We start from the raw sequence: 12,909 nt of genomic DNA, 5'->3' as shown, positions 1-12,909 counted from the left end.
CTGATAACATCTTGAATATACAAATAAGAAAAACCCCGGGGCAAGCCCCAGGGTTTTAAATTAAAACACGGTCATCATCAACGATAACTTATTTGTCGCCCAGTTGCTCTGACATGGTGCCAGAGTCCGGCGCACGCGGTTCATCAACCGGACGCGGCGCACTTGGCTTGCCGGTGCTGCCAGAGTTGTTGTTAGAAGAACCCGGTTCTTCCCAACCCGCTGGCGGACGTACCTCGCGGCGAGCCATCAGATCATCAATCTGCGGCGCATCGATGGTCTCATATTTCATGAGCGCATCTTTCATCGAGTGCAGAATGTCCATGTTTTCGTTCAGCAGACGACGCGCACGGTCATAGTTACGCTCAATCAGCAGTTTAACTTCCTGATCGATAATACGAGCCGTTTCATCGGACATATGTTTAGCTTTCGCCACAGAACGTCCCAGGAATACTTCGCCTTCTTCTTCAGCGTACAGCAACGGACCGAGTTTCTCGGAGAAGCCCCACTGAGTAACCATGTTACGCGCCAGGTTAGTCGCGACTTTAATGTCGTTCGACGCACCGGTAGAAACATGTTCAACACCGTAGATGATCTCTTCGGCCAGACGACCGCCGTACAGCGTGGAGATCTGACTTTCCAGTTTCTGACGGCTGGCGCTGATTGCGTCGCCTTCAGGCAGGAAGAAGGTCACACCCAGCGCACGACCGCGCGGGATAATCGTCACTTTGTGCACCGGATCGTGTTCCGGTACCAAGCGACCGATAATCGCGTGGCCTGCTTCGTGATACGCGGTAGATTCTTTCTGCGCTTCCGTCATCACCATGGAGCGACGTTCCGCACCCATCATGATTTTGTCTTTCGCTTTCTCGAATTCAACCATCGATACAACACGCTTGTTGCCACGAGCTGCAAACAGCGCCGCTTCGTTGACCAGGTTCGCGAGATCTGCACCGGAGAAGCCAGGCGTACCACGTGCAATGATTGCCGCATCGATATCCGGAGACAGCGGTACGCGACGCATATGCACTTTCAGGATCTGTTCACGACCGCGGACATCCGGCAGACCAACCACAACCTGACGGTCGAAACGGCCTGGACGCAGCAGCGCAGGGTCAAGAACGTCCGGACGGTTAGTTGCCGCGATAACGATAATGCCTTCGTTACCTTCGAAGCCGTCCATCTCAACCAGCATCTGGTTCAGTGTCTGCTCACGTTCATCGTGACCACCGCCCAGACCTGCACCACGCTGGCGGCCTACGGCGTCGATTTCATCGATGAAGATGATGCACGGTGCCGCTTTCTTGGCTTGTTCGAACATGTCACGCACACGAGATGCACCGACACCCACGAACATTTCCACGAAATCAGAACCGGAAATGGTGAAGAAAGGAACCTTCGCTTCACCTGCGATAGCTTTCGCCAGCAGGGTTTTACCCGTACCCGGAGGACCGACCATCAGGACGCCTTTCGGGATTTTACCGCCCAGCTTCTGGAAACGGCTCGGTTCGCGCAGATACTCAACCAGCTCAGCAACTTCTTCTTTTGCTTCGTCGCAACCAGCAACGTCCGCAAAAGTCGTTTTGATCTGATCTTCCGTCAGCATGCGCGCTTTGCTCTTACCGAACGACATGGCACCTTTGCCACCACCGCCCTGCATTTGACGCATGAAGAAGATCCAGACACCAATCAGCAGCAGCATTGGGAACCAGGAAATGAAGATAGAAGCCAGCAGGCTCGGCTCTTCAGGCGGTTCACCAACAACCTTGACGTTTTTGGTCAGCAGGTTATCAAGCAGCTTCGGATCGTTAACCGGAATGTAGGTCGTGTAACGGTTACTATCTTTCTTGGTAACGTTAATCTCACGTCCGTTGATCTTCGCTTCACGAACCTGGTCCTGATTGACCTCTTGCAGGAAGGTAGAGTAATCAACCTTACGGCCATTAGACTCGCTGGGCCCAAAGCTCTGGAATACTGACATCAGCACAACGGCAATGACCAGCCAGAGAATTAGGTTTTTCGCCATGTCACTCAAGGGATTAACCTCATATTACAACTGTGTTAAAAACAGCGTCAGGATACTCTATATCCAGTTTCTTTCAAACTTTCGTTTGAAATCTACCGGTTATGGTTTACGCCCGGTCGCTACAATATACACTTCACGCGAACGGGCGCGAGAAGAGTCCGGCTTACGAACTTTGACCTTCGTAAACAGGGAGCGAATCTCTCTTAGATACTCATCGAAGCCTTCGCCCTGGAACACCTTCACTACAAAACTACCACCTGGCGCTAATACATCACGAGCCATTCCAAGCGCCAGCTCTACCAGATACATGGCCCGGGGAATATCCACCGCCGGTGTTCCACACATATTTGGCGCCATATCAGACATGACAACTTGTACTTTACTGTCACCTACGCGTTCAAGTAACGCTTTCAGGACTAATTCATCACGAAAGTCGCCCTGAAGGAAGTCCACACCAACGATTGGATCCATAGGTAAAAGATCGCAAGCGATAATGCGGCCAGTGTTGCCGATCTGCGTAACCGCATATTGCGACCAGCCACCGGGTGCAGCACCGAGATCAACAATCGTCATCCCCGGTTTAAAAATTTTGTCACTTTGCTGTATTTCATCAAGTTTAAACCAGGCACGGGAACGTAACCCCTTTTTCTGCGCCTGCTGAACATATTTATCGCTAAAGTGTTCCTGAAGCCAGCGACTCGAGCTGGCAGAACGCTTTTTACCTGTCATTTCACATTCCCAAAGGGCAGTTCATCGTAACCAATGGTGTAAATTTCTACACAGCTATTTGGCGATATATGGGAGATGGCGGTAGAATGACCCGTTTTCAATCCCAACGTAAGCAAAAATATACGATGAATCTGAGTACTAAACAAAAACAGCACCTGAAAGGTCTGGCACATCCGCTCAAGCCTGTAGTTATGCTTGGCAACAATGGTTTGACCGAAGGGGTACTGGCCGAGATTGAACAAGCGTTAGAGCACCATGAACTTATCAAGGTGAAAATCGCCTCGGAAGATCGCGATACTAAAACCTTGATCGTGGAAGCTATCGTACGCGAAACCGGCGCCTGCAATGTACAGGTCATCGGTAAAACGCTGGTACTGTATCGCCCGACTAAAGAACGTAAAATCTCGCTGCCACGCTAAGAATATCCCAAAGTTGCACACGAAGTTTGTGTAAAACGCGGGATTTTCCGCTAGCAGGAGAGCAAAATGCCACGCTCTCTTCGTTGATAAAAGGCCGCTAAGCGGCCTTTTTCCTTTCTTTACAATGTATCAACATCTTAACCAAGATGCGAATTACAGGTATTCTACCTTCGTTACTTCATATTCCACTTCACCGCCCGGCGTTTTGATAACCACCACGTCATCCTGCTCTTTACCGATCAGGCCACGAGCAATAGGCGAGTTCACCGAAATCAGGTTCTGTTTAAAATCGGCTTCATCATCGCCGACAATACGCCAGGTCTGCTCTTCGTCGTTATCGAGATTCAGCACGGTAACCGTCGCGCCGAAAACTACGCGACCATTGTTCGGCATTTTTGTGACGTCGATAACCTGCGCGTTGGACAGTTTAGCTTCGATATCTTTAATGCGCCCTTCGCAGAAACCCTGCTGTTCGCGCGCCGCGTGATACTCTGCATTTTCTTTCAGGTCTCCATGCTCGCGCGCATCTGCGATAGCGGCAATGATTTCAGGACGGCGCACCGATTTCAGAAAATCCAGTTCTTCGCGCAGTTTTTCAGCACCACGTAAGGTCATTGGGATAGCTTGCATTTGTTATACCTCTTGAACATTCCTGTAGGGGGCGGCTGCTCTCACCCCGGCTGCTAAGCCCACTCTGGCATACGCCATGCCAGAGTCAGAAGCAAAAAAATACCGACCCGGGGCTCAGGGTCCCAGGTCAGCTACAATTCTCTATTTGATGATCATTTTACCCTGGAGTTCCCTATGGGTCATCGTTTACTTTTTGGGGCGTTGCGCCGTAGTATGACGGCCTGTTTCCAGGTTGTTAGCGCGAGATTATGCGATTTTCCAGATTTACCATTGGATTGACTGCCAGTATAGCGTTCAGCGTTCAGGCTGCGAACGTCGACGAGTATATCAATCAGCTCCCTGCCGGGGCCAACCTCGCCCTTATGGTACAGAAGGTTGGCGCACCTGCTCCTGCTATTGATTACCATAGCCAGCAGATGGCGCTGCCGGCCAGTACCCAGAAAGTGATCACCGCGCTGGCGGCATTGATTCAGCTCGGGCCTGACTTTCGTTTTACCACCACGCTTGAGACTAAAGGCAACGTGGAAGGCGGCGTTTTGAAAGGTGACTTAGTGGCGCGATTTGGTGCCGATCCGACGCTAAAACGTCAGGATATTCGCAATATGGTGGCAACCCTGAAAAAATCAGGCGTGACGCAAATTGCTGGAAATGTCATGATCGACACCTCCATTTTCGCCAGCCATGATAAAGCGCCTGGTTGGCCCTGGAACGACATGACGCAGTGTTTTAGCGCACCGCCCGCGGCAGCCATTGTCGATCGTAACTGTTTCTCGGTTTCACTCTATAGCGCGCAAAAACCTAACGATCTCGCCTTTATCCGCGTGGCATCTTACTACCCGGTCACCATGTTCAGTCAGGTGCGTACTCTCGCTCGTGGCTCTGCCGAAGCGCAATATTGTGAACTGGACGTGGTTCCAGGCGATCTCAACCGCTTTACGTTGACCGGATGCCTGCCCCAACGAGCCGATCCGCTGCCGCTGGCATTCGCTATTCAGGACGGCGCCAGCTATGCCGGGGCGATTATCAAAGATGAGCTAAAACAAGCCGGTATCACTTACAGCGGGACTCTGCTGCGCCAGACGCTGGTCAACGAGCCGGGGACCGTGGTAGCCAGTAAGCAGTCGGCGCCGCTGCACGACCTGCTTAAGATTATGCTGAAAAAATCGGACAACATGATTGCCGATACCGTTTTCCGTATGATTGGCCATGTACGATTTAACGTGCCTGGCACCTGGCGAGCAGGTTCTGATGCCGTACGCCAGATTCTGCGTCAGCAAGCGGGTATTGATATCGGCAACACCATTATTGCCGACGGTTCTGGTCTCTCGCGCCATAACCTGATTGCCCCGGCGACCATGATGCAGGTACTGCAATATATCGCTCAGCACGATAACGAGCTGAACTTTATCACCATGCTGCCGCTGGCAGGCCATGACGGCTCTTTGCAATACCGTGCGGGTCTGCATCAGGCTGGCGTAGATGGCAAAGTATCGGCGAAGACAGGCTCACTGCAGGGGGTCTATAACCTGGCAGGCTTCATCACCACGGCAAGCGGTCAGCGCATGGCATTTGTGCAGTATCTGTCTGGTTATGCGGTAGAGCCAGCCGATCAGCGTAATCGCCGTATTCCACTGGTCCGCTTCGAGAGCCGGTTATACAAGGATATTTATCAGAATAACTGAGTATGTTTGCCGGATGGCAGCGCTAACGCACCTAATCCGGCCTTCTGAAACCTGGAAACAAAACCCCGGCAACATGGCCGGGGTTTTTAATGTGATTAACGCTTGTAGATGAACTCAACGCCTTCTTCGTCGTCTTCGTCCCAATCGTCATCCCAGTCATCTTCTGCTTCGTCTTCGACTTCAGCGAGCTGCTGGCGGTGATAATCATCCCACATGAACTCGACTTTCTCTGGCTGTTTCGCTTCTTCAGCCTGAACAATCGGGTTCTCGATGATAAAGGTCATCACATCCCAGCAGAGATCCTTCACGCCCAACTGGCTGGCGGCGGAGATCAGGTAATATTTACCTTCCCAGCCTAACGCTTCGGCGATCGCTTTCGCTTTCTCTTCCGCTTCAGCCTTGTCCAGCAAATCAATTTTGTTGAACACTAACCAACGCGGTTTAGATGCCAGATCCTGGCTGTATTTTTCAAGCTCGCCAATAATGATACGGGCATTTTCAACCGGATCGGAACCGTCAATCGGATCGATATCAATGAGGTGTAGCAGTACGCGGCAACGTTCCAGGTGTTTCAGGAAGCGGATACCCAAGCCTGCGCCCTCAGCCGCGCCTTCAATCAGACCCGGAATGTCGGCAACCACGAAGCTCTTTTCGTTGTCCATACGCACCACACCCAGGCTCGGAACCAGGGTGGTGAACGGATAGTCAGCGACTTTCGGCTTCGCCGCGGACACCGCACGGATAAACGTCGATTTACCGGCGTTTGGCATGCCCAGCATCCCCACGTCCGCCAGCAGCATCAGCTCCAGCATCAGATCGCGTTTATCGCCCGGTGTACCCATCGTTTTCTGACGCGGAGTACGGTTGACCGAGGATTTGAAACGGGTGTTGCCCAGACCGTGCCAGCCGCCTTTAGCGACCATCAGACGCTGACCGTGTTTGGTCATGTCGCCCATGGTTTCGCCCGTGCCCTGATCGATTACACGCGTACCTACAGGCACTTTAATCGTGACATCTTTACCACGCTTGCCGGTGCAATCACGGCTCGCGCCATTCTGTCCACGTTCCGCGCGGAATGATTTTTCAAAACGGTAATCGATCAGCGTGTTCAGGTTTTCGTCGGCTTCCAGCCAAACGTCACCACCGTCACCACCGTCTCCACCGTCCGGACCGCCTTTTGGGATGTACTTTTCGCGGCGGAAGCTGACGCAACCATTACCGCCATCACCTGCAACGACCAGAATCGATGCTTCATCAACAAACTTCATTTTACTCTCCGTAAATCATTCGCCTGAGCGGGGCTGCGAAACCACCGTTTCATGCTTACGTAAACCGCCCCAAATTCGATGACCAATGGCGGAATACATCGCGCCCGCAACCACGATAAACGCACCGAGATAACCTAATAGGTTTAGCATCGGTCTGGCGAAGAAATCGGGCCAGGCCAGTGATAATAAATCTGAAAATAACAACGTAAACAGCGGAGTGAGCGTAATAATGGCGCTCACCTGTGCCGCCTGCCAACGCGCCATCGCTTCCGCGAGAGCACCGTATCCTACCAGCGTATTCAGGCCGCAGAATACAAGGCATGCCAGCTGCCAGTCACTGAGCTGCGTGATGACACCGGGTTTAGCCAACGGCAACAACGCAATCGTACATAAAGTGTACAGTAAAAACAGGATCTGCGGTGATGCCAGGCGGCGCAATAACACCTTTTGCGCGACCCCATAGCTCACCCAGACCATCGCCGCACCAACACCAAAGATAACGCCCCAGGTGTAATCGGTGAGACGGGTAAAAATTTCGATCAGACTGGTATTAAAAAACAGAACCAGACCGCTCAGAAGCATAATGGCGCCAATCACCTGCGTACCGCGCATCTTTTCTTTTAGGATAAAGACGCTGGCAATCATCATACCAACCGGTGACAGCTGACCGATAACCTGCGAAGCCGTTGGGCTCAAATATTGCAAGGATGAACTAAACAGAATGAAGTTACCGAACAACCCACCGGTAGCGATAGCCAACAGGATCAGCCAACGCGCTTTGCGAAAAATACGCAACGGAGGGAGCTTTTTTTTAACCGCAAGAATAGCGCCAAGGCCAATGCTTGCCATTAAAAAACGGTAGAACACCACGGTAGGAGGCTCCATCACCTCCAGCACTTGCTTCATCGCTATTGGCAAAGCGCCCCAACATACTGCCGTTGTGAGTGCTAACAGAATACCAATACCTGCCTGCTGCTTCATGCCGTATTCCCTGCAAGGGCTCGTTTCCGGGTTATCACGGCGCGACGAGCGTATTTACCGGCCGTCGAATGTAAAAAGCCCCGCAACGTGTTGCGGGGCTTTTATCCGTTACCGGGACGCGAAAAACTTATTCAGCAACGATGCTGATGAATTTACGGTTTTTCGGGCCTTTCACTTCAAATTTCACTTTACCGTCTGCTTTAGCAAACAGAGTGTGGTCTTTGCCGCAACCAACGTTGGAGCCAGCGTGGAATTTAGTACCACGTTGACGAACGATGATGCTACCAGCCAGAACTGTTTCACCGCCGAAGCGTTTTACGCCCAGACGTTTAGCTTCTGAATCGCGACCGTTACGAGTCGAGCCGCCAGCCTTTTTATGTGCCATTTAATCTGCTCCCCTTAACTTAAGCGCTGATGCCAGTGATTTTTACATCAGTGAACCACTGACGATGGCCCTGCTGCTTACGGTAGTGTTTACGACGACGAAACTTAACAATTTTAACTTTCTCGCCACGACCGTGAGCAACAACTTCAGCTTTGATAACGCCGCCATCAACGAAAGGAACGCCGATTTTGACTTCTTCACCGTTTGCGATCATCAGAACTTCTGCGAATTCAACAGATTCGCCAGTTGCGATGTCCAGCTTTTCCAGGCGAACGGTCTGACCTTCGCTTACTCGGTGTTGTTTACCACCACTTTGGAAAACCGCGTACATAAAAAACTCCGCTTCCGCGCACACCTTTTTGATGATTCAGAGTGCGCTATAAATATTCACAATAGGGCGCGAATATTACGCAAAACGCGAGCCTTTGACAAGTGCTACGTCAATACATGAAGAAAAAAAACACAACACGTACGGTAACGTTTATCTATGGCGTTTTTTCAGTACAATCAGCATATATTTATAACCCTAAACCCGACGTTACCTTCCGATACAGTGAGGTAATCGGGGCGAGAAGCCCGGCTTTTGCGATGAATTTAGAAAAAATCAATGAGTTAACCGCGCAAGATATGGCGGGGGTCAATGCGACAATCCTTGAACAGCTCAATTCCGACGTGCAGCTGATCAATCAACTGGGGTACTACATCGTTAGCGGCGGCGGAAAACGCATTCGCCCAATGATCGCCGTACTCGCCGCGCGTGCAGTTGGCTACCAGGAAAATGCGCACGTTACGATTGCAGCCCTCATCGAGTTTATTCACACCGCGACCCTGTTGCACGACGATGTTGTGGATGAGTCCGACATGCGCCGCGGAAAAGCCACGGCGAATGCGGCGTTTGGCAATGCGGCCAGCGTGCTGGTCGGCGATTTTATCTATACCCGCGCTTTTCAGATGATGACCAGCCTCGGTTCGCTGAAAGTGCTGGAAGTCATGTCGAAAGCGGTCAACGTCATCGCCGAAGGTGAAGTCTTGCAGTTGATGAACGTCAACGACCCGGACATCACTGAAGAAAACTATATGCGCGTTATCTACAGTAAGACTGCGCGTTTGTTTGAAGCGGCTGCCCAATGCTCTGGCATTCTGGCTGGTTGCAGCGAAGAACAAGAGAAAGGGTTGCAGGATTATGGCCGTTATCTCGGTACTGCTTTCCAGTTAATTGACGATTTGCTGGATTACAACGCGGATGGCGAGCAACTGGGTAAAAACGTCGGTGATGACCTCAACGAGGGTAAACCAACGCTGCCGCTGCTGCATGCCATGCGCCACGGCACCCCTGAACAAGCACAAATGATCCGCCAGGCTATTGAGCAGGGTAATGGCCGTCACCTTCTGGAGCCTGTTCTGGAAGCGATGAACGCCTGTGGTTCCCTGGAGTGGACTCGCCAACGTGCAGAAGAAGAGGCTGATAAGGCCATCGCTGCGCTGCAGGTACTGCCTGATACGCCGTGGAGAGAAGCGCTGATTGGTCTGGCGCATATCGCCGTACAGCGCGACCGTTAATACCCTGCGGCATCTTTCATCATCCCGTGCCCTGCACGGGATGCTTTTATAAATTCCAATAAATACTTCCCCCCTCTCCAGCAATCTTCGCATAAATTTGGCATATTCTGAATATTCTCACACTTTACATGAACATTTTAGAACATTCGTTCTCCGGGCGTTATAGTGTCTCCACAACCGATCGTGGAACCATAAGTCGATAACCAAAGGAGAGATGAGTTTATGGAAAACAAGCTGATTGACTGGCATCCGGCCGATATCATCGCCGGACTGCGCAAGAAAGGGACCTCAATGGCCGCTGAATCACGTAAAAATGGATTAAGCTCATCAACGCTGGCCAATGCGTTAACACGCCCATGGCCAAAAGGTGAGTTGATTATCGCCCGATCGTTGGGAACCGACCCGTGGGTGATTTGGCCGTCACGCTATCACGATGCAAAAACACATGAGTTTATCGACAGAACGCGGATGATGAGGGGACGCAAAGAGAAAAAGAATCCTGAATGAACACTGATGAGTAGTAACCCCCGGTTCACAGAACTGGGGGTTACAAGAGACGTAGACGATTACTCGCCTTTCACGCGCTCAATGTTTGCGCCCAGCGCGCGCAGTTTATCTTCGATGCGCTCATAGCCGCGATCGATGTGATAAATACGATCGACTACCGTCGTACCTTCAGCAATACACCCTGCCAGCACGAGGCTTGCAGATGCGCGCAGATCGGTCGCCATAACCTGTGCGCCGGAGAGCGTTTCCACGCCGTGGCAAATCACGGTATTGCTTTCAATTTCTGCGTGAGCGCCCATACGGCTCAGCTCAGGCACGTGCATAAAGCGGTTCTCAAACACGGTTTCCGTGATGAAACCCGTCCCTTCTGCCACCAGGTTCAGCAACGTGAACTGGGCCTGCATATCGGTAGGGAACGCCGGGTGCGGTGCCGTGCGCACATTGACCGCTTTCGGACGTTTACCGTGCATGTCCAGGCTGATCCAGTCGTCACCGACTTCGATATCCGCTCCCGCATCACGCAGCTTCGCCAGAACGGCATCCAGCGTGTCAGGTTGTGCATTACGACAGATAATTTTGCCGCGAGAAATTGCCGCTGCGACCAGGAAAGTACCGGTTTCGATGCGGTCAGGCAGAACGCGATACACACCGCCGCCGAGGCGCTCAACGCCTTCGATGGTAATACGATCGGTACCCTGGCCTGTGATTTTTGCGCCCAGCGCAATCAGGAAGTTCGCGGTATCCACGATCTCCGGTTCACGCGCGGCGTTTTCGATGATGGTAGTGCCTTCAGCAAGCGTTGCTGCGCACATGATAGTGACCGTCGCGCCGACGCTCACTTTGTCCATGACGATATGCGCGCCTTTCAGGCGGCCATCAACGGACGCTTTCACATAGCCTTCTTCAAGCTTAATAGTCGCGCCTAACTGCTCCAGACCAGTAATGTGCAGGTCAACCGGACGCGCGCCGATGGTGCAGCCGCCCGGCAGTGAAACCTGGCCCTGGCCAAAGCGGGCAACCAGCGGCCCAAGCGCCCAGATGGATGCACGCATGGTTTTGACCAGATCGTACGGCGCACAGAAGACGTTCACGTCACGTGCATCAATGTGCACAGAACCATTACGCTCAACTTTCGCCCCCAACTGGCTCAGCAGCTTCATTGAGGTGTCAACATCCTTCAGTTTCGGGACGTTCTGGATCTCTACAGGTTCTTCAGCCAGCAGCGCCGCAAACAGGATCGGCAGCGCGGCGTTTTTAGCGCCTGAAATTGTGACTTCGCCCTGGAGCTTGGTTGGCCCCTGAACACGAAATTTATCCATTATTCTGTTCTCTGTTAAGAATTTATCTTCGCTACCGGCATATCACCCGTAGCTCAAAAACCGTTAAGTTTGCGATCGCGCGCCCATTCCGCTGGAGTAAACGCCTTAATCGACACGGCATGAATGCGGTTGTCCGCAATGTACTCCATCAACGGGCCATAGACCGATTGCTGTTTCTTGACCCGGCTCATGCCTTCAAACATCTCACCCACGGCAATAACCTGAAAGTGACTGCCGTCGCCAGAAACGTGGACTTCCTGGAGGGAGAGTGCATTCATCAGCACGCTCTGAATTTCATTATTTTCCATGGGCTCTTCATTCGTCAGATAGTGAAAACAGCCCAACATCTTAGAGCAAAGTGGCGCTGTCATAAATAAGCAAAAAGCCCCGCTGATAAATCAGACAAGGCTTTAGTGGCAGATCCCCCGCAGAAGATTTGCCGGATGGCGGCACAAGACCTTATCCGGCCTACAAAAATTAACGCGGAAGAACGTCTTCAGGCAAATTGTAAAGCTGCGCCAGCGTGTACACTTTATCGTTAACGCCAGCGAGCGAAACGCTGTTCCCCTGCTGCTTGCCCTCATTAATCAGGTGCAGCAGTAATGCCAGACCACCGGTATCCACCCGGGAAATCTGGTTCAGGTCGATGCAAGATACCCCTTTCATCGCCTCAACTCGCGCATCCCATAATGGGTTTAACACGTCCTGATCCAGCTCTCCCACCAGCACCAGCTTGTCGCCTTCACGCATCCAGGTGAGTGACTGCGTCATTATTTTTTCTCTTCCAGCGTGATTTTCTGCTGAGAAATAGATTTCAGCTGTGCCGTCAGGCCATCAATACCTTTCGTACGCAGCAGGTCGCTCCACTCATTCTGTTTGGTGGTGATCATACTTACGCCTTCAGCAATCATGTCATACGCCTGCCAGTTACCCGTCTGGGAATTTTTACGCCACTGGAAATCCAGACGTACCGGAGGACGACCGTTTGGATCGATGATGGTTACGCGGATAGGCACGATGGTCGCATCACCCAGCGGCTGCTCAGGGGCAATCTGATAGGTCTGGCCGTGGTACATCGCCAGCGCCTGACCGTAAGCCTGCTTCAGATATTCACGGAATGCGGCGAAATAGGCGTCACGCTGAGCCGGGGTCGCATCTTTGTAGTAGCGGCCCAGTACCAGTGCGCCTGCATACTTAACCTGCACGTAAGGCAGCAGTTCCTGATCGACTACCTGACGCAGGTAATCCGGGTTGGAACGGATTTTAGGTTGCTCGTTCTTCAGACGGTCAAACGTCTTCTGCGCCGCCTCATCCATCAGTTTGTACGGGTTCGTCTGGTCCGCTGCGGTTGCCGCGCTAAGTGGAGCAATCACCAGCATAGCCACCATCATCAATCGTTTAAACAT

At 52.1% G+C, this 12,909-nt stretch carries 15 protein-coding genes; 4 read left to right on the top strand and 11 right to left on the bottom strand.

Annotation, left to right across the window (positions count from 1 at the left end):
* Positions 1–88: 88 nt before the first annotated feature.
* Complete coding sequence (gene ftsH, locus HV311_RS02730; RefSeq protein WP_019077783.1) at positions 89–2,023, bottom strand: ATP-dependent zinc metalloprotease FtsH; 1,935 nt, start codon at positions 2,021–2,023, stop codon at positions 89–91.
* 99 nt (positions 2,024–2,122) lie between these two features.
* Entirely contained in the window at positions 2,123–2,752 is a 630-nt protein-coding gene (rlmE, locus tag HV311_RS02725; protein WP_003025015.1) for a 23S rRNA (uridine(2552)-2'-O)-methyltransferase RlmE, read from the bottom strand.
* Positions 2,753–2,877: 125 nt separating this feature from the next.
* On the opposite strand from rlmE, the gene yhbY reads away from it, so the two are divergent.
* Entirely contained in the window at positions 2,878–3,171 is a 294-nt protein-coding gene (gene yhbY / locus HV311_RS02720; protein ID WP_003025016.1) for a ribosome assembly RNA-binding protein YhbY, read from the top strand.
* 153 nt (positions 3,172–3,324) lie between these two features.
* Here yhbY and greA read toward each other — a convergent pair whose 3' ends face one another.
* A complete protein-coding gene (gene greA, locus HV311_RS02715) occupies positions 3,325–3,801 on the bottom strand; it encodes a transcription elongation factor GreA (RefSeq protein ID WP_016154674.1) in 477 nt (158 codons plus the stop codon).
* A gap of 248 nt (positions 3,802–4,049) precedes the next feature.
* Here greA and dacB point away from each other — a divergent pair, with 248 nt between their 5' ends.
* Positions 4,050–5,483: a serine-type D-Ala-D-Ala carboxypeptidase gene (gene dacB / locus HV311_RS02710; RefSeq protein ID WP_191220684.1), complete on the top strand. Its 1,434-nt coding sequence runs from the start codon at positions 4,050–4,052 to the stop codon at positions 5,481–5,483.
* A 95-nt stretch (positions 5,484–5,578) separates the two neighbouring features.
* Here the strand turns inward: dacB and cgtA are convergent, their stop codons facing one another.
* The 4 genes from cgtA to rplU form a co-directional block, all read right to left on the bottom strand.
* On the bottom strand, positions 5,579–6,751 hold the full coding sequence (gene cgtA / locus HV311_RS02705) for an Obg family GTPase CgtA (RefSeq protein ID WP_016154676.1): 1,173 nt from the start codon (positions 6,749–6,751) through the stop codon (positions 5,579–5,581).
* Positions 6,752–6,766: 15 nt separating this feature from the next.
* A complete protein-coding gene (locus HV311_RS02700; RefSeq protein WP_016154677.1) occupies positions 6,767–7,732 on the bottom strand; it encodes a DMT family transporter in 966 nt (321 codons plus the stop codon).
* Between the two features lie 127 nt (positions 7,733–7,859).
* Positions 7,860–8,117: a 50S ribosomal protein L27 gene (gene rpmA, locus HV311_RS02695; RefSeq protein ID WP_003025030.1), complete on the bottom strand. Its 258-nt coding sequence runs from the start codon at positions 8,115–8,117 to the stop codon at positions 7,860–7,862.
* A gap of 19 nt (positions 8,118–8,136) precedes the next feature.
* Complete coding sequence (gene rplU / locus HV311_RS02690; RefSeq protein WP_003025032.1) at positions 8,137–8,448, bottom strand: 50S ribosomal protein L21; 312 nt, start codon at positions 8,446–8,448, stop codon at positions 8,137–8,139.
* A 257-nt stretch (positions 8,449–8,705) separates the two neighbouring features.
* Here rplU and ispB point away from each other — a divergent pair, with 257 nt between their 5' ends.
* Both ispB and sfsB read left to right on the top strand, forming a co-directional pair.
* Complete coding sequence (gene ispB / locus HV311_RS02685) at positions 8,706–9,677, top strand: octaprenyl diphosphate synthase (RefSeq protein WP_019077785.1); 972 nt, start codon at positions 8,706–8,708, stop codon at positions 9,675–9,677.
* Positions 9,678–9,899: 222 nt separating this feature from the next.
* Positions 9,900–10,184 (top strand): DNA-binding transcriptional regulator SfsB, encoded by a 285-nt coding sequence (sfsB, locus tag HV311_RS02680; RefSeq protein WP_191220683.1) that lies wholly within the window; start codon positions 9,900–9,902, stop codon positions 10,182–10,184.
* Between the two features lie 59 nt (positions 10,185–10,243).
* Here the strand turns inward: sfsB and murA are convergent, their stop codons facing one another.
* The 4 genes from murA to mlaC all read right to left on the bottom strand — a co-directional run bounded on the left by murA (position 10,244) and on the right by mlaC (position 12,909).
* Positions 10,244–11,503: a UDP-N-acetylglucosamine 1-carboxyvinyltransferase gene (gene murA, locus HV311_RS02675; RefSeq protein WP_003839949.1), complete on the bottom strand. Its 1,260-nt coding sequence runs from the start codon at positions 11,501–11,503 to the stop codon at positions 10,244–10,246.
* 53 nt (positions 11,504–11,556) lie between these two features.
* Positions 11,557–11,811 (bottom strand): BolA family iron metabolism protein IbaG, encoded by a 255-nt coding sequence (gene ibaG / locus HV311_RS02670; protein WP_003025040.1) that lies wholly within the window; start codon positions 11,809–11,811, stop codon positions 11,557–11,559.
* 169 nt (positions 11,812–11,980) lie between these two features.
* Complete coding sequence (gene mlaB / locus HV311_RS02665; RefSeq protein WP_191220682.1) at positions 11,981–12,274, bottom strand: lipid asymmetry maintenance protein MlaB; 294 nt, start codon at positions 12,272–12,274, stop codon at positions 11,981–11,983.
* Positions 12,274–12,909 carry a phospholipid-binding protein MlaC gene (gene mlaC / locus HV311_RS02660; protein ID WP_016154681.1) on the bottom strand — a complete coding sequence of 212 codons (636 nt, stop codon included), beginning with the start codon at positions 12,907–12,909 and terminating at the stop codon, positions 12,274–12,276. Before mlaC ends, mlaB begins: the two co-directional genes overlap by 1 nt.

Origin of the sequence: Citrobacter sp. RHBSTW-00881 (genome assembly GCF_013728515.1) — a bacterium.
GTDB classification, from domain to species: domain Bacteria; phylum Pseudomonadota; class Gammaproteobacteria; order Enterobacterales; family Enterobacteriaceae; genus Citrobacter; species Citrobacter braakii.
This window is presented reverse-complemented; position numbering and strand designations above follow the sequence as displayed.